The sequence below is a fragment of the Kribbella lupini genome (assembly GCF_039529595.1).
Lineage (GTDB): Bacteria > Actinomycetota > Actinomycetes > Propionibacteriales > Kribbellaceae > Kribbella > Kribbella lupini.
Genome location: NZ_BAAANC010000005.1, coordinates 183,506 through 204,888, shown reverse-complemented (window position 1 = coordinate 204,888; position 21,383 = coordinate 183,506). Strand labels below are relative to the sequence as shown.

Annotated in this window: 21 protein-coding genes; 6 read left to right on the top strand and 15 right to left on the bottom strand. The window is 65.6% G+C overall.

The annotated features are described in order from the left end of the window. Window position 1 precedes the first annotated feature (1 nt). Window positions 2-1,456 carry a hypothetical protein gene (locus ABD235_RS37520; protein ID WP_344183057.1) on the bottom strand — a complete coding sequence of 485 codons (1,455 nt, stop codon included), beginning with the start codon at window positions 1,454-1,456 and terminating at the stop codon, window positions 2-4. 163 nt (window positions 1,457-1,619) lie between these two features. On the opposite strand from ABD235_RS37520, the gene ABD235_RS37515 reads away from it, so the two are divergent. Further along, window positions 1,620-2,360, top strand: a complete 741-nt coding sequence (locus ABD235_RS37515; protein ID WP_344183054.1) for a helix-turn-helix domain-containing protein — start codon at window positions 1,620-1,622, stop codon at window positions 2,358-2,360. Continuing rightward, window positions 2,360-2,836, top strand: coding sequence for an NUDIX hydrolase (locus tag ABD235_RS37510; protein WP_344183052.1), 477 nt, complete (start codon window positions 2,360-2,362; stop codon window positions 2,834-2,836). The genes ABD235_RS37515 and ABD235_RS37510 overlap by 1 nt, the downstream gene beginning before the upstream one ends. On the opposite strand, the gene ABD235_RS37505 is transcribed toward ABD235_RS37510, so the two are convergent. Both ABD235_RS37505 and ABD235_RS37500 read right to left on the bottom strand, forming a co-directional pair. Continuing rightward, complete coding sequence (locus tag ABD235_RS37505; protein ID WP_344183050.1) at window positions 2,813-3,382, bottom strand: HD domain-containing protein; 570 nt, start codon at window positions 3,380-3,382, stop codon at window positions 2,813-2,815. The two genes, ABD235_RS37510 and ABD235_RS37505, sit on opposite strands and share 24 nt — an antisense overlap. 84 nt (window positions 3,383-3,466) lie before the next feature. Beyond that, the gene (locus ABD235_RS37500; protein WP_344183049.1) at window positions 3,467-4,207 is read right to left on the bottom strand and encodes an XRE family transcriptional regulator; all 741 of its coding nucleotides are present in this window, start codon (window positions 4,205-4,207) and stop codon (window positions 3,467-3,469) included. Between the two features lie 494 nt (window positions 4,208-4,701). Here ABD235_RS37500 and ABD235_RS37495 point away from each other — a divergent pair, with 494 nt between their 5' ends. Beyond that, window positions 4,702-5,052 carry a hypothetical protein gene (locus ABD235_RS37495; RefSeq protein WP_344183047.1) on the top strand — a complete coding sequence of 117 codons (351 nt, stop codon included), beginning with the start codon at window positions 4,702-4,704 and terminating at the stop codon, window positions 5,050-5,052. A 225-nt stretch (window positions 5,053-5,277) separates the two neighbouring features. On the opposite strand, the gene ABD235_RS37490 is transcribed toward ABD235_RS37495, so the two are convergent. The 5 genes from ABD235_RS37490 to ABD235_RS37470 all read right to left on the bottom strand — a co-directional run bounded on the left by ABD235_RS37490 (window position 5,278) and on the right by ABD235_RS37470 (window position 8,568). Then, window positions 5,278-5,487, bottom strand: a complete 210-nt coding sequence (locus ABD235_RS37490) for a helix-turn-helix transcriptional regulator (RefSeq protein WP_344183044.1) — start codon at window positions 5,485-5,487, stop codon at window positions 5,278-5,280. Continuing rightward, on the bottom strand, window positions 5,468-5,836 hold the full coding sequence (locus ABD235_RS37485) for a hypothetical protein (protein WP_344183042.1): 369 nt from the start codon (window positions 5,834-5,836) through the stop codon (window positions 5,468-5,470). Before ABD235_RS37485 ends, ABD235_RS37490 begins: the two co-directional genes overlap by 20 nt. A gap of 20 nt (window positions 5,837-5,856) precedes the next feature. After that, complete coding sequence (locus ABD235_RS37480; protein ID WP_344183040.1) at window positions 5,857-6,807, bottom strand: ArdC-like ssDNA-binding domain-containing protein; 951 nt, start codon at window positions 6,805-6,807, stop codon at window positions 5,857-5,859. Window positions 6,808-6,866: 59 nt separating this feature from the next. Continuing rightward, entirely contained in the window at window positions 6,867-8,102 is a 1,236-nt protein-coding gene (locus ABD235_RS37475; RefSeq protein WP_344183036.1) for a hypothetical protein, read from the bottom strand. Window positions 8,103-8,217: 115 nt separating this feature from the next. Next, window positions 8,218-8,568 carry a hypothetical protein gene (locus ABD235_RS37470; protein ID WP_344183035.1) on the bottom strand — a complete coding sequence of 117 codons (351 nt, stop codon included), beginning with the start codon at window positions 8,566-8,568 and terminating at the stop codon, window positions 8,218-8,220. A 734-nt stretch (window positions 8,569-9,302) separates the two neighbouring features. Between ABD235_RS37470 and mobF the strand changes: the two genes are divergently transcribed. Further along, window positions 9,303-12,905 carry a MobF family relaxase gene (gene mobF, locus ABD235_RS37465; protein ID WP_344183033.1) on the top strand — a complete coding sequence of 1,201 codons (3,603 nt, stop codon included), beginning with the start codon at window positions 9,303-9,305 and terminating at the stop codon, window positions 12,903-12,905. 420 nt (window positions 12,906-13,325) lie between these two features. Here the strand turns inward: mobF and ABD235_RS37460 are convergent, their stop codons facing one another. Further along, window positions 13,326-13,628, bottom strand: coding sequence for a hypothetical protein (locus ABD235_RS37460; protein WP_344183031.1), 303 nt, complete (start codon window positions 13,626-13,628; stop codon window positions 13,326-13,328). Between the two features lie 716 nt (window positions 13,629-14,344). Beyond that, window positions 14,345-16,447, bottom strand: a complete 2,103-nt coding sequence (locus ABD235_RS37455; RefSeq protein ID WP_344183029.1) for a fibronectin type III domain-containing protein — start codon at window positions 16,445-16,447, stop codon at window positions 14,345-14,347. A gap of 225 nt (window positions 16,448-16,672) precedes the next feature. On the opposite strand from ABD235_RS37455, the gene ABD235_RS37450 reads away from it, so the two are divergent. Both ABD235_RS37450 and ABD235_RS37445 read left to right on the top strand, forming a co-directional pair. Continuing rightward, a complete protein-coding gene (locus ABD235_RS37450) occupies window positions 16,673-16,843 on the top strand; it encodes a hypothetical protein (protein ID WP_344183028.1) in 171 nt (56 codons plus the stop codon). 403 nt (window positions 16,844-17,246) lie between these two features. Then, window positions 17,247-17,651: an ankyrin repeat domain-containing protein gene (locus ABD235_RS37445; protein WP_344183027.1), complete on the top strand. Its 405-nt coding sequence runs from the start codon at window positions 17,247-17,249 to the stop codon at window positions 17,649-17,651. Window positions 17,652-17,763: 112 nt separating this feature from the next. On the opposite strand, the gene ABD235_RS37440 is transcribed toward ABD235_RS37445, so the two are convergent. The 5 genes from ABD235_RS37440 to ABD235_RS37420 form a co-directional block, all read right to left on the bottom strand. Then, on the bottom strand, window positions 17,764-18,123 hold the full coding sequence (locus ABD235_RS37440) for a hypothetical protein (RefSeq protein WP_344183026.1): 360 nt from the start codon (window positions 18,121-18,123) through the stop codon (window positions 17,764-17,766). A gap of 852 nt (window positions 18,124-18,975) precedes the next feature. Next, complete coding sequence (locus ABD235_RS37435) at window positions 18,976-19,419, bottom strand: hypothetical protein (RefSeq protein ID WP_344183024.1); 444 nt, start codon at window positions 19,417-19,419, stop codon at window positions 18,976-18,978. 365 nt (window positions 19,420-19,784) lie between these two features. Next, on the bottom strand, window positions 19,785-19,934 hold the full coding sequence (locus tag ABD235_RS37430) for a hypothetical protein (protein ID WP_344183022.1): 150 nt from the start codon (window positions 19,932-19,934) through the stop codon (window positions 19,785-19,787). Between the two features lie 526 nt (window positions 19,935-20,460). Beyond that, the gene (locus ABD235_RS37425) at window positions 20,461-20,874 is read right to left on the bottom strand and encodes a hypothetical protein (protein ID WP_344183020.1); all 414 of its coding nucleotides are present in this window, start codon (window positions 20,872-20,874) and stop codon (window positions 20,461-20,463) included. A 93-nt stretch (window positions 20,875-20,967) separates the two neighbouring features. Then, a complete protein-coding gene (locus tag ABD235_RS37420; RefSeq protein ID WP_344183018.1) occupies window positions 20,968-21,348 on the bottom strand; it encodes a HEAT repeat domain-containing protein in 381 nt (126 codons plus the stop codon). Window positions 21,349-21,383 lie beyond the last annotated feature (35 nt).

Genomic DNA, 21,383 nt, shown 5'->3' with positions numbered 1-21,383 from the left:
GTCATACTCCTTGGTTGCGGTCGAGGCTGGCGACGTAGGTGAGGGCGAGATCGAGGCCCATGGTGGAGAGCAGCCTGCTGCGAGGTTGGGCGATACCGCTGGCGCCGACGGCCGACAATTCGATGCAGCGTTTGCGAAACCAGCGCCACGGGATGTCCAGGTACCCGGCGAGCGCTTCCAGGCGTCGCGTCGGCGTCGGTTGATCGATGATCGAGCGATTGGTGGCAGCCTCGGCGATCTCGCGGTACACCGCGCGGCGTGACGACGGGGCGCTTGCGTCGACGTACCAGAGGCCGGGAGCGCGGAGCCAGTTCGCTACGATGGCCTCGCCGCCGAGCACGAAGCCCTCGACCTGGCCGTGGTCGGGGTCGGTGGTGATGTCGACGGTGATCTGGAACGCCTCCATCATGGCGACGGCGAGAAGCATGAGGAGTCGCTCGTACCGCGGCGACTTGGTCACCTCGTGTTCGGGGACGCAGAACGCTCGTCGATGTCGCTTCAGCACCTTCGAGGTCGCACTCAGGTACTGGATCTTGTGCGTCCAGATCAACCACGAGGACGCTTCCTCGCCCCGTTGCTCGCGACTCCAGAACAGTGGCGTCGATGTCAGCCGGCTGAGGTTGCGCAGGATGTGGTCCGCGCAGAACCTCGAGCCCAGCCAGCGCGCCGAGAGTTCGTGCAAGTCCGGCACTGCTCCGAAGGTGAGACTGGACGACGGGAGTTCGTCGTATGGGCTCAGTTGGGTGCGGTAGTGCTCGAGCGAGTAGTCATCTGCGAGCAGCGCCGCGTCGGTGTTCGTGATCATCCAGAGAATCGCGACCGTGAGGTCGTCGAGGAGGTAGGCCGAGGAGAGATCGCGCGTTTGGTCGGGGCCAAGCGGCTGCCGGGCGAACTGACGGCCGTCGGCAACGTGATACCACTCCTCCCCCGCGGCGTCGGTCACCGCGATCACTGCGGACCGCCTGTCTGGCCGGACCGTTGCGTCGTCATCGCGCGATCGCACCGCGAGGCGATCGCTTCCTGTCGGTTCGGCCGGCCAATAGAACGCGTCGAGGTCAAGCCCCGAGAACAGTCGCCCGCCAGGCACCTCGAGTCGACCGACCTCGCCCTGGCCGAGCGAGCCCTTCCCGTTCAAGCCGGCCAGGTCGAGCAATGCTGTGGTGTCCGGCGCGGCGACCACGACCGGCGCCGGCTCCGCTGCCGTACGACGATTCTCGAAACCCAACGCTGCTGCGTCAGGTGCTCCGAGCACTCGGCACAGTGCGTCGCGGGCATGCTTACCGGGCCATCGGTACCAGCCGCGCTCCCAGTCGGAGATCGACTTGGCGGTGATCGCGCCGACCGAGCCCGTGGCGTGCAGGATCTCTTCGTTGACGAGTTCAGCGAGGCGGGCCTGGGAGAGCGTGCCGCGCGCCTGCTTCAGCAGGAGGTTGGGCTGACGCTCTTCCCTGGTCATGACGCGCGAGCAGCCCATGGTCTCTGGTGCTCGCTGGAGGCTGCCCATCGCTTCATGACGATAGACTGCTACAGAACGTGAGGACGTCACTACGACGTTGTCGGACGTTTCCAGGACGTCCCGCTTAGGCCAGAAACGTCCCAAAGTGTCATAGGTTAGGTGCATGACCAACGAACGACTCCGGACCGCGCTCCTGGAGAATGGTTTGACTCCGAGTGCGCTCGCGTCCGAGGTCGAGGTTGACACCAAGACCGTCGAGCGGTGGATCAAGGGGCGAATCCCGCACCGCACGAGTCGCTACCAGGTCGCCACTCGATTGGGAGTCGACGAAGCCTTCTTGTGGCCCGACGCGATCCCCCGCGACCAGGTCACCACGGCCTCCGCCAGCGAAATCCTGGCCGTCTACCCACACCGCACCGAAGTCCCCCGCGAGGTCTGGCGACGACTCTTCGAGAACGCCGAGGAAGAGATCGGCGTCCTGGTCTACGCCGGGCTCTTCCTGGCCGAGGACCGCGGACTGCTCAGCATCATCCGCAAGAAGGCAGCGGCCGGCATCCGGGTGCGCTTCCTGGTCGGGGACCCGGACGACGAGCAGATCAGCGATCGAGGCGATCAAGAGGGCGTCGGTGATGCGATGGCGGCGAAGATCCGCAACGCGATTGTTCTGTACGAGACCCTTCGCAGAACGAGTGGCGTGGAGTTTCGGATGCATCGCACCGTCCTCTACAACTCGATCTACCGCTCGGACGAGATCGCCCTCGTCAACACTCACGTATACGGATTTCCGGCACCGATCGCTCCGGTGTGGCACCTTCGCAGGGTCGCGGGCGGGGAGATCGCGGCGATCTACTTCGACAGCTTCGAGAAAGTCTGGGAAACCGCTACTCCACTGCCGGAGGACTGATGGCCCGCAGAATCGACTATTACGACGACCCGGAAGCTCCCCCGGCGAACAGCATGGTGCCATCGGTGAACGTGGTGATCGAGAACGACGCCGGCGAGGTCCTCATGATCCAACGGTCCGACAACGGCAACTGGGCCGTCCCGGGAGGTGCGATCGATCTCGGCGAGTCGATGACCGAAGCCGCGATCAGGGAGACCCGCGAGGAGACCGGGATCGAGTGCGAGATCACCGGGCTGATCGGCATCTACACCGACCCGAAGCACATCATCTTGTACACGAGCAACGGCGAGGCCCGTCAGGAGTTCTCGATCTTGCTCAAGGGCCGCGCTCTCAGCGGTACGCCGACACCGAGCGACGAGAGCACAAAGGTCGAGTGGGTTGCCACCTCAGAGCTCGACGCGCTGCAGATGGACCGGTCGATGCAGATGCGCATCGAGCACTACCTTCGGAGATCACCTACCCCGCATCTCACCTGAGCGACTCGCGGCCAGGCTCCGATGGACGCTTCGAGCGGCATCACGCAGGAGCGGCGCCGACCGAGTGATCGATCGATGTACGACGTGCTCCGGCGGGTACCGCGTCAGGATTTCGGCCAGTCGCTCGTCGACGTCGACCGTCGAACCATCGACCCCAGCCGTCAGGTCGCAGTAGATGAGGGCGTTCAGCAGTCGCGGTGCCGGCCGCGCGAATTCGTTCAGCTCCTCATCCAGGCCTCGCTCTTCAGCTTCGATCGCGGCAGCAGTGTGGTGTGCGACCAACTGGCAGACGAGCTCATCGGCCCTCACCTCGTCACGGAGATACCTGGCACCGTCCAGCGGATGGAATCCCGTTCGCACCAGCGATGGTGCGTAGCCGATGTCGTGCAGCCAGGCCGCCACCTCGATCAGCTCAGAGTCGTCTTCGAGAATCAAAGCCAGAGTGCGCGCACGCCCAGCCACTCCTTGCACGTGCGCCCACCGTCGCGGTAGCGAATCAGCCAGAAGGCCTTCGGCGATGTCCTTGGCCCAAGTCGTTCTGCTCATGACCGCGACCATACGACTTCCGGTCAGTGACGGAACAGGCGCTGACCGGACGTCTCCAGGACGTCCCCTCACGCCGAAACGTCCTCAGCCGACAACGCCGTCAGCCGGCCGAGCGGCCCTCCAGACCTCGGCGAAGCTTTCCATGTAGAGATCGAACATCTCGCCGCCTTCGAGCCAGCGGAGATGAAAGACCGGCGCCTGCGCAGCTGGAAGACCGAAGACGTGCTGATTCACCAGCACCTGTCCGTCTGCGCGGTACATCGAGTTGTACAGGACCGTGTCGTGAAGACGGAGCGTCACACCCGGCCGGTCGAGCAGGGGCCGGTATCGCACGAGCGCATTCCGGATCTTGGCGGACAGCGACTCTCCGATCTTCTCCGCCGTACCCCGGTGCCGCACCTCCGCGGCCTGAGGGTTGCCCAAGGCAAGGTTCACGACAACGCCGCCGTCAGCCTTCGCCGCCAGCAGATCAACAAGGCGCTTGTCCTCGGCGAGGAACAGCGCGGCGTACGCGAGGATGTCGATCTGCTTCTCCGCGGATTCGAAGAGATCGATCCACGCTTCTCGCGTGACCAGATTTCGTTGCGGGTAGACCGCTACCACTTCGGTTGGCGTAGCGCGGACTCCTCGGAGAGTCAGAACCTCGGGCCACAGGTCCGGCTCCTCCAGCCGGAGCAGGCGCGCCAGCGGTCCACGATGGCGCGCACTCGGCGTACGGCCCCGCACCCACCGTCCAACTGTCTTCACATCGACGCCGAGCTGTACAGCGATCTCGTCATCGCTGAGTCTCGCTGCGAACATCGCGCGCCGCAGAGCCTCGTTCACCCGAACTCCCCGATTCAGTGACGCTCAAGAGGTCCCTAAACGTCCTAATCAGGCTAACACAAAACGTCCCAATACGTCCCGTCCTGTAGTAGCGACGTCCGCACCCTGCGGAGCAGTCTTGACGTACGCCGTCGACCAGGTCGGCGAGGAGTTGGGAGTGGACTGTGAACGACCTCAGAACACCCGGATACGCGCTCTTGCGTTCGCGTGTGGCTCAAGACGATTGCCAACCGCAACAATCGGATGGCGTGAGGTGATCCCCGAGATGTGGACTCTCTGGCTGATCGCCGCCGTGCTCTACGCGTTGATGCTCCGCGACATCGCGCAGGAGGTGCGTGGTCGATGAGCAACGTCCCGGGAACGCCTCTTCGGCTCGCCCGCCGCAGCGGTGATCGCGAGTGCTGAACTGTCGTGATCGGCTTCCGCTGGCGCTCGTGGAGCGCCGCGCTCTGGAAACGTCTCAACGATCTGTTCCGCCGCTGGCAGGACGAGGAGTGACTCCGTCAAGCGAGCTCGACGATCTGTTCGATGACGTGACCAGACCGCTGCTGGTCGGGTATGTACGCCGCGATCTGCTGAGCAGCGATGGCGTGGTCGAGCAACTGGTGGCTCAGATGGCCGTGTTCGCCCGGCGCGAGGGATTCTCGATGGGCTACACCTACGTCGAGCGGGCCGCTACTTCGCTCGCCGCGCTGGAGGCCCTGGTCGAGTTCGTCGGCCGTACCGAGGACGCCGCGGTCGTCATCCCGAGTCCGCTGCACTTCCTGGCGATCGATGGCCCGATCAATCTCAAAGAGATCTTCGAGCGGGCCACCGGCACCCGCGTCTTGATGCTCACCTCATGAACGGGCGGAACCGGTGGAGCATCGTCGTCACCCCTCCGTGCAGCGCAACCGCTGCACCCTCCACCGGTTCCGTCTTCCCCAGACGGGTCCCTGCCTGAGCGCCCCTGTATCCCCTGTCGGCCCCCGAGCTCAGGCAGGGACCCCCAAGACCGGCTGGCCCGGCGTAGCAGTGAGGCTGCGCCGGGGCAGCCGTTCCAAGCCTTCCGGGTGCATCGTCTAAACGGATCAATTGCCGACATCGAGGCCTTCGGCATCCTTCTGCTGCTCCTTCCAGGCGATGACATCGGCGGGGTCGTACCGGAGGTGACGCCCCATGCGGATTGCCCGCGGCCCGTACTTCTTCTTCCGCCATCCGTAGAGCGTCCACTTCGGGATGTCGAGGTACGCCGCGATCCGATCGATGTTCCAGAGCGGCTCACGATCCGAGTGGTCCATCGCCATCTCCTCTCTCCGTGGTGCCGGCCTCGCGCCGGCCGGATCGCTGTACCGCGTTCTTCGGACGTGCGGAGGTCTCCGATACGTCGGACTTCAGCAGTCGTCGCATCTCTCGAAGCGACAGCCCGAGGATCTCGGCGGCGGCCTCCGTCGAGCCGCAGACTTTCGCCAGTTCGGCTGCTTCACGAACCGAAGCGACCTCGGCGCCGACGACCTTCTCGTCGTGTCGCTCGATCGCGAGTTCACGCGACCGGTTGGCTCGCTCCAGCGCGGCACGTGCCCGCACCGCCCGCCCAGTCGCTGCCTCGATCCGAGCCTGACGTTGCCGCGCCCGCTGCAGCGCGGCCACTCGCTCGCTTCCGCCCACGTTCAGAGCCCCGGACCATCCGGCTCCGGTGCATCAGCACCAGGCACCAGACTCAGATGTCTCGCCGGACTCCTTCGGCCGGCGAGGACCCGGTACTGCGAGGTCAGATCGATCAGCTCTCGAGCCATTCGCAGAACTCGCTCGCCGCTCCTCTGCACCACCCGCTCCGGCGCCGCCTTGTCGACCGACGCAGCCCAACCCGCGACGTACGGGAAGCTGTCGCCGTCAGTTTCCAGCCCGTGATGGGCCAGGAGGATGAAGGCGACGGACTCGGCCTCCACCTCTCGCATCCCTCGGCACATCACGCTTCCGGACGACGCGACAGCATCGGGATCGTGCATCCTCATGTGCGCGACCTCGTGCGCCAAAGTCGACACCGCGGCAGCCTCACCAAGCGAGTCGGAGATGACGATCCGCCGGGCCTCGAAGTCCGTGAAGCCGTCAAGCCCTGCTCGCTTGGTCGACTCCACCGAGAGGCGGAACCCCTCGCCCTCGACGCACGTCGCCAACCCCTCCCACAGTCCCGCCGGCGCCGGACCGACGAGCCGCGCAGAAGCAGGCGGCTTCGGCATCGGTTCGCCGTTCGTCTGCGACACATCCCAGACGTACGCGACGCGAAAGCCGACCAGCCGTCGCCCAGAGCGCTTCTTCGCCGTCTCCGAGTCGTCTGCCAGCTCGAGATCGACCCGCCTGGCGATCGCGCCCTTGTCGTCGACCACCTTCTTCGACCGCGAGAAGACCGGCGCGAAGACCCGGATCGCCTTCTCCCCCTTCGACACGTTCCGGCCGAGGTGCTTCCACGTACTCCAGCCACCCACCAGAGTTGCGTCCGGTCGCTGTGCCGCGATCAGGATCGCGTTCCTGAAACTGTACTCGTGGAAAGCCGCCGCGGTCTTGAGCCATCGCTTCCAGTCGTCGGCCGTCCGGAGTTTCCGGATTTCCTCGATGAGCATCTCGTGCAACGAATCCACCGTGGACGAGGCGCCTCCTGTGGTTCCTGAATCTGCAACGTTCATGGCAGCTCAACGGCCGGACTCGTGTCGGGTTGATCAGCGCGCGACGTCACACCTCGACGCTTCCGACTCCGATCCGGGCTGCCAGGCTTGGTCGGCGCCGCCAGCCGTGTCGGTCGGCGCTCGTCATCCGTGTCCGCGAGCTGCCGGCACACCAGTGCCGCTTCGCCGAGCAACTCCGTCACTGATGCCAGGGACTCCGTCAGCTCAGGCACGAAGTCGATTCGGTCGGCCCGCACCCAGGTCCGCTGGCGTTTGCCTACCGGTGCGGCGGTGAGCTGCCGGTACGCCGGATCCAGCCGGACTGCCTGGAGACGGGGAATGAACAGCCGTCCTTCCATGACAAGGTCGAACACAGCTCGCTGCTGTAACAGGGCAACCTGGTGTGCCGAGTGGACAAGCTCATCGGCAGCCTCGAGCAGCGCGCCTGCCGTCCACCGATCTGGGATCAACTCCTCGGCTGGCCGGAGTGCGCCTCCAGGGCCTCCGATTGCACGTCGTACGGCCTCGTGCAGATCGCTGAAGGCGACCTCGCCTGGAACTGTCGTGACTCCTCCCAGATCAGAGACGTTGCGACTCCAAGCGGCGGCCGTTCGGATCGAGTTCGCATCACTCCGTCGCAACGCCGTGTTCGCTCTCCTCAGCCGCAAGATCGTCGCGTCTCCGAACCCGAGTCGCTCTGCAGACGAACCCACTGCTCTGACGAGGTAGCGACCATGTCCAGCCGCAGTACGGATCTGCGCAGTGACCGACCGGAGATCCCTGGTCAGAAGGCTCCGTGCCGGCACTTCATCGTTCAGACGCTCCCAGTGCGCGGCTGCGTAGGCGATCTGTTCCCAGACCTTGGTGCCGCTGGACGGCATGCCCGCCGTCAATCCGCCCAACGCGCCGAGCACATGCCCGTTCTGCTGCGCGACAACAGGTTCCAGCTCCCGCCGCGCGAATCGCAGCTGTCTGGCCAGAGAACGCTGCTCGACGGTACGACGACGTTTGCCAACCGAAGTCATCGCGCCCAGCGCCGACCCTGCAGCGGTCGAAGCGATGTTCGCCACCATCGCACGCGCCGCGATGAGCGCCTCCCGATCGTCGAGCACTGCCGCCGTCACAGCGTCCTGACCCGCTAGCAGATCTGAGGCGGCGCCCAGCGCCTGTGCGACAGCCATCAGCGCCGGGTCGCCGTGCGATGGTGGCTTCCCGGCATCGGGAATCCTCAGCTCGAACCTGAGCCAGGTCATCTGCCGGCGAGTCGCAGCCAGTACGGCAGTCCACCCCGCCCCAGCTTGCTCTGGATCTGTGCTCACTCTGCCCGCGGAGTCCTCCGCCCGGCGGCGCGCTACCGTCAGCAGATCCTCATACCTCGCGCGCACCCGCGACCATCCGGATGTCCTTCGCCGCGGACCTCAGCGCATCGGCCAGAGCCAACCGCCAACTCAAGCCCTCCAACGACACGTCGAACTGATCGACCAAGGCTGCCGCCTCGTCGAGGAGGCCGGCCGGGTCGTCAGCCAATTCACCGGCGTACGGCTCGTACGGCGTCACCCCCAGCAGCTCGCAGACGCGATAGCGACTGAAGGCCGTCATCGCCCACGACCCGTTCGGCGCCGCAGTCTCTAGTGCCTCGACGCTCGCCTCAGCCCGGGTCACGAGCTCGACGACCTCCGAACGCTCCTGATCGTCGTTGCCCGACATCGTCTTGTTCAAGGTGCTCTCCTCTTCGTCACCAACAGGATTGGCCGGTTCATGGGGACCGCGGGCGATGGTTCAGAAATCTGTGGATAACTCGCCGATGAACCCATCGCCGCGTGGGATGCGGACCGCTCGGCGGTCCGCACCCCACGCGGCTCCAGAACCGAATTCCCTTGCTCAACGGTTGTCGATGACGCCGGCTGCACAGTCGGCATCGGCCGAGTCGAGCAACCGAGTGTCCAGGTCGTCAGATCGAGGAGATGCCGGAAACTCGCCCGGCGGGAAGGAGGGTCACCGACACACTTCTTGCATTCAAGGCGTTTCAGCGGCCGAAACGGCAGGCCAGCACACTTGGCTCGGGCCGTTGAGCCTCACATGCGCCACCATTCCCCTGCTCGGACCGCCCCGGTCGCCTGGCGGGCGGCCACGTGTGCTGACTGCGGCGCCGGGTTCGCCCGCCGTCGATCCGGTCACCGGTTCTGCTCGGATCCGTGCCGCCTTCGCTTCTGGCGTCGACGGAAATCCATCGAGTCCCTTGGCGAGCAACGCGCTGATTCGCTTCAGCGCGACCTCAGCGATCTCCGTGAGGCAGTCGGCTCCATTGAGCTCGACAGCCCGTCTTCAGTCATCGCGGATCCGGTTTCTTTGCTCAGGGCAATCGACTCGATCGCCGCTCAGGTCGACCACCTGAAACTGCAGAACTCGCTCCTCCAGCAGCAGTTGCGCCACCGGCCTGCGCGGTCGTCAGAGTGCTGAGCATCCACCGGTTGAGTGCCGGCGACGGCTACAAGTACCTCATCAAGCACATCGCCTCCGCCGACGTCGACCGCCGGATGGCAACACCCCTGACGGCGTACTACGTCGCCGACGGCTATCCACCAGGCCGGTGGGCTGGACGCGGACTTCCAGGTCTCGGCAAAGGAGAGATCAAGGCCGGTGACGAGGTGACCGAGGAGCAGATGGCCGCTCTCTTCGGACGCGCACAAGACCCGGTCGACGGCAAACAACTCGGCCGGCCGTTCCGGGTCTATCGCTCCTTGGAGGACAGGATCCGCGCTCGCATCGCTGCTCTCCCGTCAGACCTCTCCGAGCAAGACCGTTCGGCCGCCATCACCGAAGTACGACGTACCGAATCTCGCGCAAGAGCGCGACAGGCGGTGGCCGGTTTCGACCTCACCTTCTCCCCCGTCAAGTCAGTCTCGGCGCTGTGGGCAACCGCCGATGTCGGGGTCAAGGAGCAGGTGGCCGCCGCGCACTACGACGCCGTCAACGACGTTCTCGACCTGATCCAAGACGAGGCCGTCTTCACGCGCACCGGCGACGGCGGCATCGCCCAGATCGACACTCGAGGCGTCCTCGCGACCGCCTTCGACCACTGGGACACCCGAAGCGGGGATCCCCAACTCCACACCCATCTCGTCATCGCCAACCGCGTCCAGAGCAACGACGGGCAGTGGAAAACACCGGACGGACGCGTCTTGTTCAGGTCGGCGGTCGCGATGTCGGAGATCCACAACGTCCTGCTCGCCGACGGCCTGACGCGCCGCCTCGGCGTCGACTGGGACCTACGAGACCGCGGCGAACAACGCAACCCGGCCTTCGAGATCACCGGCGTCCCCGACGAACTGCTGCGCGAGTTCTCGTCGCGAACCGAACAGATCGAATCGAACCTCGAGCATCTGCTCTCGCAACGCCCGAGCACTCCTTCACGGCAGGAGATGTACGCGCTCAGGCAGCAGGCAACACTGATGAACCGCCCTCCCAAGCATTTGGCCAAGCCTCTCGCCGATCTCATGGTCGGCTGGCGACGCCGCGCAGATCTCGCGCTCGGCACCAACGCCAGAACAGCCCTCGCCGATTGCCTAAATGACGTCCCAGATCGACTGCTGACGCACGCAGACCTCAGTCCTCAGACCCTGGATGCCTACGGCGCCACGGTCGTTCTCGCCCTCCAAGCCAGGCGCGCCACCTGGACCCGCTGGAACATCCTGGCCGAGGCCGCACGGCAGACACGGCTTCTTCGCCTCGCCACAACCAAAGACCGACTGGCCGCATTGGAAGCCATCGCCGACAGGGCAGAACACCACTCCATCAGCCTCACCCCGGGCGACCTAGTCGACCTGCCTGGCGAACGACTCCGAGGGGAGAGCGTCTACCGAATGCACAACGGCGCGATCTTCACCTCGCCCGTCGTCCTCGGCGCCGAACGTCTGCTGCTGGATCTGGCGCAAGACCGCACGGGCCCGACCGCCTCAATGAGGCTCGAAGAGGTCAGCGGGTTGACCGCTGATCGACGTGATGCGCTCACCCGGCTTCTCGACAGCGGCCAGCGCCTCGAAGCCCTCGTCGGCCCCGCCGGCACCGGCAAAACCAGCCTCCTCGCAAGACTCCACACCGCCTGGCAGGCAACGCACGGCCCCTCCTCAGTCATTGGCATCGCACCGTCAAGCGCCGCCGCCGACGTCCTGTCCGGCAGCCTCGGAATCCCGACCGACAACCTCGCCAAATGGATCCACGAAGCCGTCGGCCTCGGCGCCGAACAACGCAACCAGCGCATCGCCAACCTCGAACGAGCAGCCAGAATCGCCGAACGCCTCCACCGCAAACGCCGCCAGCACCGCATCCTCACCAGCCTCGCCGCGCTGCGCGCCGAAGCCGACCGCTGGCGATTCCACCCCAATCAACTCGTCATCGTCGACGAAGCCTCCATGGCCGGCACCATGGAACTGGCCACCCTCGCCCGCGAGACCTCCAAAGCCGGCGCCAAACTTCTCCTGGTCGGCGACGACGCCCAGCTCGGCGCCGTCGACACCGGCGGAGCGTTCCGTCTCGTCGCGAAAGAGTCCGAAGCCGCGAGCCTGCAGGAGGTCTGGCGGTTCACCGCGGACTGGGAACGCGACGCCAGCCTGGCACTCCGTGCAGGCGATCTCGGCATCCTCGAGACCTACGACGACCACGAGCGGTTCACCTCCGGCACACCGGACGAGTGCGAGATCAACGCCTACTCCGCGTGGCTCGCCGACACCCGCAAGAACCTCACCAGTCTCCTGATCGCCGCAGATAACATCACCGTGGACCGCCTCAACGCCCGCGCACGCCTGGACCGCATCACCACCGGCGAGGTCGAACCCAACGGCGTCCCCCTACACAACGGCACCGAAGCAGGCCTCGGCGACCGCATCGTCACCCGCCTCAACAACCGCCACCTCACCTACGGCACCAACCAGTTTGTCCGCAACGGCAGCACTTGGACCGTCGTACGCCGCTGGGACGACGGCTCCCTCACCGTCGAAGACGACGATCACCAAACCATCACCCTCCCCGCCGGCTACGTCGCGGACTCCGTCGAACTCGCCTACGCCACCACCGTCCACCGTGCCCAAGGCATCACCGTCGACACTGCCCACCTCGTTGTCACCGAACGCATGACCCGCCCACTCCTGTACGTCGGCATGACCCGCGGCCGCAACACGAACCGCGCCTACGTCGCCACCCACGAGCCGGCCGGCGATCTCCACGAACCCCAGACCGCCGAAAGCATGTACGAGGTACTCGCCACCGTCCTCGAACAAGAAGGCATCGAGATATCCGCCCACGAAACCATGCACGGCGAACTCGACAACGCCACCAACCTCAGCCAGCTCGTCCCCATCCACGAACACCTCTGCCAGATCGCCGCCGGCCAGCGCTACCGCACCACCATCGACAGCTCCACTCTCGACCCCAGCGCCCGCGCAGAACTCCGAGCCTCCCCTGCCTACGGCCCCCTCCTCGCAGCCCTACGCCGAGCCGAAGCCGCCGGCCTCGACCCAAACACGACCTTCCACAAAGCCGTCGACCAGGCCACCCTCGACAACGCCCGCGACCTCGCCGCAGTCCTCCACGCCAGAGTCGAACGCCTCGTCAGCCACGCCGATCGCCGCCGCAGGCAACCACAACACCTTGTGGCCGGCCTCGTCCGCCCCACCACAACCATCACCGACCCCGCCTTCACCGCTCCGCTCCGAGAACTCGAAACCCTGATCTCCCAACGCGCCGATTGGCTCGCCGAGCAGGCGGAGTCTGAGCCTTGGTACAAGACTCTGGAGACGCAGCTGACCGAACGGATGCCCGACGAGGCCCACGTCCTCATCCGCGAGATCGCTGCTTATCGTGAGCGGTACGGCGTGCGCAGCGCCGAGCCACTCGGCCCCGTGCCGGCGGTCGCAGAGTTGGAGCAATCTCTTGTTAGAACCCGCCTCGCCAACAAGTTGCAGATGGTCCGTGACAGGAGATACCACGTTGCTCTTGGTCGGCCAGTCCCAACCAACCGAGAGCACCCGTCAAGCAACCCGGAAGTCATCAGCCGGTGAGCCCGGATGCACCAACGGCTCCTCCACCAGCACCTACATCTGAGCTGGCGGCGACCAGAACGAACTCGACTCCACCACCACCGGCACCGTGACCACCAGTTACGTCCACGGCCAAAGCGACCACAATCGCGTAGCGATCATTCAGTCGTTCCCCAAGAGCGACCAAACCAGCTACCTCGACACCGATTCCACTGGCAGTCCCGTCGCTCTAACACCTTCGCAGTCAGCCCGAAGAGGGCGACATGACCGTCGACCAAGTCGTCGTCGAGACATAACCCGCGCGCAGATCTCTGGCCAACAAGCACTCAACTTTTCGAAACTATGGACCTTCTCGTTACGAGCCCGTTGCCCCAGCCCCAACCAGCCGACGATCCCTGACCCTGAGCAGTGATCGTGCTCAGGGTCGGGCGTCGTGGACGGCTATTCACGGCTCTTCGGGGCACCGCTCTGTGCCTCGCCCCACCACGGTTCAGTGACCACAACGCGGATGTCAGGCAGCGAATTGCGGATGGCCGTCAGCAGCTCCAGGCCCTCGCTCAGCCAAGTTGGATCCCCTGACCCATCGACAGGGATGCGATCCTCCTCGTACCGACCATGCCAGTTGCGAATCCGCTCGACCAGTGCTGGCCGAAGGGCCAGCGCATCCAGGTCGACCGCCCTACCCCGCTCATCCCAGAGCGGCCCCTGACCGTAGTCGGGCCAAAACTCCAGCGTTCTAGTCACGGGCACAGTTTGCCGTACGCGGATGCTGTGGCGCATAGACCCCGAGTAGCACCGCCTGCGTCATCCCGTCTGCCGTCAGCCCACGCGTAAGGCGATCAGGAGACGGCAGAGGGGTCAAGATGATGTGGGCCTTGTCCCCTCTGATGGCTCCAGACAGGTGCTGACTGGGCTGAGCGGCAGGCGGGAAGACGCACCCCCGCCGCCTTGAGCCTGATGATCGGCTGCGGGTGCCGGGTCGCGGTTCCGCCTTCAGCGGGCTGTGCTGGCCAGCGGAGGATCTAGTGAGATGTTCGTCGACACCTTGAAAGACAAGCGCGCCCGGACTACGCCTCTCTCTCGTCGACGAGCTCATCCCTGGTCGACCGTTGGGCAGGCGAGAAGATGAAGGGAAGCCGGGCTGATCCATCCGCCGTAAGGCTGCCCGCTGAGCGAGGGAAGCTGGAAGTGATCGGTCCGGTTGTCGGCTGCGATCAAGGGCCGTTGGTGTGCCCGCTCTCCGAGTCCATGACCTGCGCCACACCACACGGCCGCGTCTGGCTGGCTCGGGCCTGGGGCTGACCCCGAGGTCGCCAGCCGTAGCTCGCGCCACCCCTTCCAGTCGTCCGGCGTGTCAGTTACAGCAATTCGATCACGCGGACAACAGCGCCGAGCCGACGCCAGCGGGCTTCTCCGTGCGCGCCCGCCGGCGCCGGCCTGTCGTCGGGGACCGCGACGACTCAGGTGCGGCTGATGCCGAGGCCGTCGACCTGGACGAACTTGCCGGTCGACAGCACCTTCAGCATCACCGTGCCGGTGCGGTACGCGAAGGGCGGCAGGGCGATGACGGCCTGCCGCGCCGTCGTCGCGGAGTACAGGTTGACCGAGCCGACGGAAGCCCCGTTGACGTAGACGCCGACCGTGCCGCAGGTCGGGCAGCGGGTGGCGATCACCGCGACCCGGCTGACCGCCGACCCCGGACGGGTCAGGTACGAACCGGCCTTCGTGGTCTCGGTGGCGGTGCCGCGGTAGAAGAGGTTCCACGCCGTCCGCGACCAGCCGGCCGACGTACCGAGCGAACGGTCGTCGAGCGCGACGGCGCTGCATCTCTGCGTCGACCAGGCACCGGCGTTACCGACCTTGTCCACCGCACGGACCTGGAAGCAGTAGCCGACGGCCGGTAAGACGCCGGTCAGCGTCACCGAGGTGCCGGTCAGCTTCTGCCAGCCGGCCGGGTACTGCCACGGTCCGAAGCCGCCGTTGTACGCCGCATTGTTCCAGCGGACCTGGTAGTAGCTGACGCCCGATCCCCAGTCGGAACCCGTCCAGCTCACCGGGATGGAGGTCGCGAGCGTGAACGGCTGGGCCGGGCCGCGCAGTGCCACCGACGGGCTCAGCTGGTCGACGACCCACTGGCGGGTCGCCGTCGCCGTTCCACCGGCCGGGTCGGTCACCTTGACGCTGAGCACGTGCGTGCCCGGCTTCTGCGCCGGGACCGGCCAGGCGCCCGGGGCGCACGGCGTCCAGGCCGCCGAGTCGATCCTGCACGTCACCTGCAGGCCGGCGATCGCGTCGTCGGCGTCGGCAACCGCGATCGTGGCCGTCGTGGTCGCGGTCTGAGTGAAGGCCGGCACTGTCAGTGTCGCGGTGGGGGCGGCGCTCGTCGTCTGCAGCCACACGAGCTCCTTGAGGCCGCTCTGGAAGTGGTTGTACGGGACCGACCAGCTCGACGGTTGCTGGCCCGGGCCGGTCACTGTTGCCGGGTGCGGCCCGACGCCGGAGCCGCTGTTGGAAAAGCTCATCGCCAGTGTGGTGCCCTGCGGGTCCCAATCAGGCGAGCCCCAGCCCTGGCTCTGCACCTCCGGCGACCATCGCACAGCTGGTCCACCGGACAGGTCGGTCACCGCCACCACGAGCCGCAAATCGGCGGTCCGTTGAGCGAAGGCGACCCGGTCGGTGCGCGAGACCGAAGGATCACGCCCGCCTTCCGTGCCGGGCAGAGGGGTCCGGGCTCCGGTCGACAGCCGTAGGACGACGAGCGGCTCGGTGCTCCGGACGCTCGGGTCCGCCGTGTCCGCGTCGCCGACCTCGAGCACCAGGCTCTTTCCGTCTGCGGTCCAGGCCGGAGAGGAGGCATTGGCGCCACCGGTCAGCGCGGCAGGTACGGCGTTGGCGGTCGTGCTGACCGTCCACACCGCCGGAACGGCGTCGTAGGTGTCGCGCCGCACGAACGCGACCGTACGCCCGTCGGGCGAGAACGCGCCCTGCGAGTCCCAGCGGCCCTGCGTCAGCGCGCGGATCGGCTTGCCTTCGGTGTCGAACAGCCACAGCGACGTACCGGTGGCGTCCCGGACCTGCGCGACCAGCGTCCGGCGGTCGGGCGAGACATCGGGCGAGTCGCCGAGGTTCTGGCTGAGCGTGGCTCCCATCGCGTTGCTGCCCGGTGCGGTCGCGGAGATCAGGTAGGAGCCGAAGACCGTGCCGATCAAGCTGCGGGTCGGCACCAGCACCGTGGCGTCGCCGTACGACGACTCGCCGTTGAGCGTGCGGGTCAACCGGTAGGTGTGCCACCCCGGGGCTTCGTTGTTGGACGACCACTGGCCGGTCGTCATCCCGGCGCGAGCGACCGGCGTGCCGCCGACAACCTCGGCGATGGTGTAGCTGGAGGCCGGATCGGTCTTCCAGGTGAGTTCCGCTCGCCCGCGGGTCGCGGTGAGGGCCGCGACCCCGAAGTGGAACTCCTCCGGTGGCGGTGGCGGCGCCGCCGCGGCGGGCAGGACGAGTACTCCGGATGCGGCCAGGGCCAGCGCCAAGGGCGCGGCGAGGCGGGCGACGACGTTCAAGGGGCCCCCATGCTCAGTGGGGCCGGATGCAGCACCCGCCCCTTTATCGCGGTGCGCCGCCGTTCGTTACATCAATCGCTTGCTCTCGGCCCCATCCCGGCCGGCCGCGCCAGCATGGACGGCAGCGCATGTCACCCGCCTGACTCCGGTACCAGACCGGACACGTCCACGCGGCCCGGAGAAACGTCCGGACGCGCTACACCGATACAGCAGTGGGGAGGACCGATGGAGATGTGTCAGGTCGCGCAGCGCATGGTAGCGCTGCTGCGGATCGCCGAACGCCATCCGGGGCCGTACGGCGCCGGCCCTGACGTCGACGACGCCGTACTCGACGCCTGGTTCGGGCTCCGCTCCAGCGTCCTACCGTTCGTTCCAGCCGACTCAGCGACGAAGTGACACTGCCCGGCGAGGGGCTGGGACCTGGACGACAGACCATCGGTGGAACTGCACGCTGGCTGTATGGCCTGACTCTGCGGCGTATGCGATGGGATATCGGCCCTGTGCACCACCGGTTTGCTGGGATCGGGACCGGTCGGTAACGCTGCGTCGCCTCACCAGCATGCCATGACGACGTCGGCCGATCAGCGGGACGATTCGTGACGCCGGGCCTACTCGACCTCGCTCAACTAGGGGCGATCGGCCCGAGCAGTCTCGGACCGTCGTTGGGGACCGAGTTCACGTCTAGTGCCCGGTCATCGATCCCCAATTAGCTGGCTTCCCCGCCGTTCGCGATTGAGACAACGGCATTCATCGGTATATGCCGATGTGCGGATGAGCCGGACGCTGTACACACTGGGCTATGACCACCGATGATCCGGACCGGCTGGGCCGAACCGCCCTGCATTACGCGGCGTTGGATGGTCCCGTCGACCAGGTCAGGGACCTCGTGGCTAGCGGCGCGAATGTCGCGGCGACAGACAAGCAAGGTTTCACGCCGCTGCACCTCGCATGTCAGCAGTACCGCGCTGACGTCGTTGAGGTGCTGCTGGATGCAGGTGCGCCGGTTGATCCCATTGACGCGTGGGGAAGCACGCCGTTATATCGCGCGGTCTTCAACGCAAAGGGTGACCCCGCGGTAGTGCGGCGCCTCGTAAGTGCCGGTGCCGATCCAGACCTCGCCATCGCGTCCGGGCGCTCGCCCCGAGAACTGGCTGAAATGATCGCGAGCTGCGACACATCTGGCTTCTTCGACACTCCCGCCTGATCCGGCGGCGAGCGCACTCGGCTGTCCGCATCTGCCGCGATCCGACAGCGCCACCTTCGGGCGGAAACCCAGTCATCCCCGGCTCTGCCGTGTCACCTCGGCAGATCCCGATTCAGTCGCTGTTGGTCATGGCCTCGCGCAGTCGCCTCCGCACGAAGGTGACGTCTGGGTCGTCGCCCCCGACTCTGTTCTCGGAGAACTCGATTCTTCTGCGGGCCTCCTCGAAGTTTCCTTCAGCGATGTCCATGAGGGTGCGCGGCCAACCTCCACCGACGCCGACAGGGCAGTCGTCGACGGCGCGGCGCAGGCCGTCATCGTCGAGGCTCGCCTCGACTCTTGGGATGGCCTGCGTTTCCACGATCATCCACACGAAGCTGCCCACCTTCAGCAAATCATCCTCGCTTGTGATCGTGAAGCTGGCGACCTCGTCGAACCAGTCGTGATCCAGCGCATACGAGGGACGTTTCGTCATCGGCTTTCGCCCGGTGCCCTCCCGAAACCTGCAGATACCGTGACACCACGCCAACATGCACGTGGAAGGTGCGCATCTGTGCAGTGGACCGAGCATGGTGGCCAGACAGTTGCAGGCTTCCGACGTGGCCGGTCGTACCGTGCAGGTAGTACTTGCCGGAACCTCCTCGCCAGCCTCGTTCGCGCAGCGGCGGGGTAATACATTCCTTGAGCATGCGTCGGTACTGGTCTTGAGCGGTCACGGCGGGAGTCTAGGGCGCTCCGGATATCAGACCAGGCCCCGCGCAGCTCCTCTGGACCAGCCGCTCGGTGGCGGTAAGGACGATATTCGAGATCCGGATCGGCACCGCGCGGTTCACTCATCGGCCGCGACGGCCACACCAAGTCGACCCCCGCACCGACCTACGCCCGATCCACCCGCAGACGCCGTAGCCCGCCGTCTTGGGCGCCGGCTTCAGACGCGCGGATCACCCGTGCAATTGAACTCGCGCGCGTCGGTCACAGCCCGCGCAAGGCACCTCTGCAGTTCGTCGCGATAGCTCGCGCTCCTCGGCCAGGGTCTATTCAAGGGCTGCTCACTGGTGGCGGCACCACCTAGACCTACAGGCCGAACGGGCCAGGCTCCACATCACCCACCCACGTGCCATGGGCGAGTAAAGCCGAGATTCTTTGCGACCCCCGGCCTTTCCCCAAGGGTGTGGTCACCATGGCGACACCGCGTAGAGGGGTAGGGTCGGTTGGTCGTCGATCCGACGGGGATGTGGCCCACTCGCGGCTGCGAGGATCGGCCGCCAGACCCACTCGACCGGCACCGGCGGCCTAGAGCACGATGAATAGGTGCTGTCGCGACGGATCAGTTGATGTTCGACGGACCGGTCGGATCGATTGGCCCGAGCAGGGCGACCAGTTGCCGGTAAATCTCTAAATATTGTTCGCGCGAGAATTCGGGGGGTCGCCAGCGACGGGAGCGCATGTGCTCGATAGCTCTATCGGGAACCGAGATCCCATACTCTTCGATGTACGCAGTCGCATCGAAGCGCCAATAATAGACACCATCCGAGACGATGGCGCTGCCCCCACCGACACCGAACCGATCTCCGATGACGTCGCGCGTGTACTCCATCCACGCCAGGAAGATCGGACATGCATCCAGATAGTGGACAACTTCTTTTCGCACCGAGTCGGGCGGAGTCTCGATCGCTGTTTCCAGAGAACCACTCGGCCAGGGAGCACCACCTGGTTCCGGGGCCAACAGTCCCAGCGGCCGCAGCCCCGGCGAGTTCTCATGCATAGCCACGCCACTCACCTTCTGACAGACCCTTGCGGGCGAGTCTAGCCCTTCACGTGGCGCGCCAAAACGGCACGATCCGCGGCTGGTCTTCTCCATCCAGCACCGGCGTCCAACAGATTGGCAGACTCTGGATCACATGGCTCAACCAGGCACCACCAGATGGCGCGACAAGCCTGGGCGCGCGGAAGCAGATCGCACGTTGCAGGTCTGGGCGGTGTTGCACGGTGAGTAGCCGGGTAACAACGTTTCCGGGGTAAGGACCGCCAGCCCGCCGTGATGGAGGGCTGCGGCTTCAGACCGCTTGCCTGCGCACCTTCCACTTCATCCGCGCTGCGAGGTTGTCAGGAGACAATCGCACCACGAGGAGAGCACTAGGGAATCGGTCGCAAAGCGGCAATCTGCTGCAGATGCCGGCGCACCGCGACAACAGTTGCTTCATCGGTACTGACGAATTCGGGCGCTGCCTCGACGACCAGCCCTCCATTGGTGAAGCGGGCCACTCCACGCGGCATGTCACACATCGCGACACCTCGAAGGTAGGTCAGCCACCCAACAGCCGGCTCCCGGGCTGCCGCTGATTGCGCATTCCGATGCCCGTGCGTCGTCCACGACGCCCACTCGGGGTCCCCAGAATGCGCCGACGTATGACGACTCCATGGATCGAACCTACCTTACTAGGACGCGTACATCGTTGATTCGAGATCAACGTGCGTCCTCCAGCACAAGACGGCAATCAGGCCGCATTCGTCGATACGGCGCAGCGGAGCGCTGCGCGCGAACGCCGGGTCACCGCGCCGGTCAGGTTGGATTCCCCGGCGCTAGCTATTCACGACGCGACCCACGACGCGACCCACGACAACGAATCATTGTTTGCGGTCAACGAGAACAGCACTGTTCCAGTCAGGGGCCGTATCAACGGTTACACCAAGACATCGTAGATAGCGGTAAAGCATCTCGCAGGAGAAGCGCTCCGCCTTGCGCCGTCGCTGATACGCACCGAGATCCTCAAAGGCATATGGTCGACCGCTGGCCTCGAAGACCCAGCGTTCATGCAGCGACTATGGATCGTTCCAGCGCCAACGGTCGGTCCCCCTCAGGACCGTAGACCTCAAGAATACGCGCGGCGAAGCCCTGATCTTCATCTGCCACACATACAGCCCGTATCGCCCGGCAACCGAGGTCGCGAGCGGCCCGACTCGGCATGACCCCGACATCCGTGCCCTTCGGCCCATTGTTCAGCATCACGGTCCAGCCATTCATGCCCAAGAACGCATAGCGGCTCACGGGCACCGCTGGAGTCAGTGACCGAGCCGCATCGCCGAGCGATTTCCAGCCGGGTTTCACGACAGCCCACTCATCTGTGAACCCGGCTAGGAGCCAGGCAGCGAGTTCTCCAGGGCTGGTGTCGAAATAGCCGACCTCTTGGCTTGTCGAGCCGGCAACGCTTGAGGGCAGGATCATCTAATCAACCTCAGCGTGACGGTCCCGGGCCTTTTTTGCCGCATCGCACCGCTCGTCGACCACGCCGACTGATTTGAGGTACCTACGGCCGAGCTATCCTCGACGCGCGATTTGCTCCTCTGCGAATTCTCGGACGATGGCGTCTTCAGATTCGAGAACTCGGCGAAGTGCGTTGTCAGCTTCCTCACCAGACAATGCACCGAGAGCATAGACAGCCTTTCTCGCCAACGCTCGGGCCTCATCAAAGTCAAGATACGTGGGCACCCACTGGGTTGCTGTATACAGCGTATCCACCGCCGCCGGATCTCCTAACCCTCCCAGCGCGGCGACCACATCCTCATGTTTGTAATGCCAATCGGCGGTGGTTAATGCGATCAGCGAGTTGAGGTGGTTGGCACTGAAGCCAAACGTGTTGCAAACGATCAATGCCAACTCAAGGTCATCCCCATCTTTCCGCTCGATGGCGTCAGTCAAGAGTCCGAGCCCAAATACCCGTCCATCTCGGACAC

Coding starts and splice junctions, on each gene's coding strand:
- ABD235_RS37520 (WP_344183057.1), bottom strand. CDS start 1,456: ATGACCAGGGAAGAGCGTCAGCCCAACCTCCTGCTGAAGCAGGCGCGC.
- ABD235_RS37515 (WP_344183054.1), top strand. CDS start 1,620: ATGACCAACGAACGACTCCGGACCGCGCTCCTGGAGAATGGTTTGACT.
- ABD235_RS37510 (WP_344183052.1), top strand. CDS start 2,360: ATGGCCCGCAGAATCGACTATTACGACGACCCGGAAGCTCCCCCGGCG.
- ABD235_RS37505 (WP_344183050.1), bottom strand. CDS start 3,382: ATGAGCAGAACGACTTGGGCCAAGGACATCGCCGAAGGCCTTCTGGCT.
- ABD235_RS37490 (WP_344183044.1), bottom strand. CDS start 5,487: ATGGACCACTCGGATCGTGAGCCGCTCTGGAACATCGATCGGATCGCG.
- ABD235_RS37480 (WP_344183040.1), bottom strand. CDS start 6,807: ATGCTCATCGAGGAAATCCGGAAACTCCGGACGGCCGACGACTGGAAG.
- ABD235_RS37475 (WP_344183036.1), bottom strand. CDS start 8,102: ATGACCTGGCTCAGGTTCGAGCTGAGGATTCCCGATGCCGGGAAGCCA.
- ABD235_RS37450 (WP_344183028.1), top strand. CDS start 16,673: ATGGAGATGTGTCAGGTCGCGCAGCGCATGGTAGCGCTGCTGCGGATC.
- ABD235_RS37445 (WP_344183027.1), top strand. CDS start 17,247: ATGACCACCGATGATCCGGACCGGCTGGGCCGAACCGCCCTGCATTAC.
- ABD235_RS37440 (WP_344183026.1), bottom strand. CDS start 18,123: ATGACGAAACGTCCCTCGTATGCGCTGGATCACGACTGGTTCGACGAG.
- ABD235_RS37430 (WP_344183022.1), bottom strand. CDS start 19,934: ATGTGTGACATGCCGCGTGGAGTGGCCCGCTTCACCAATGGAGGGCTG.
- ABD235_RS37425 (WP_344183020.1), bottom strand. CDS start 20,874: ATGATCCTGCCCTCAAGCGTTGCCGGCTCGACAAGCCAAGAGGTCGGC.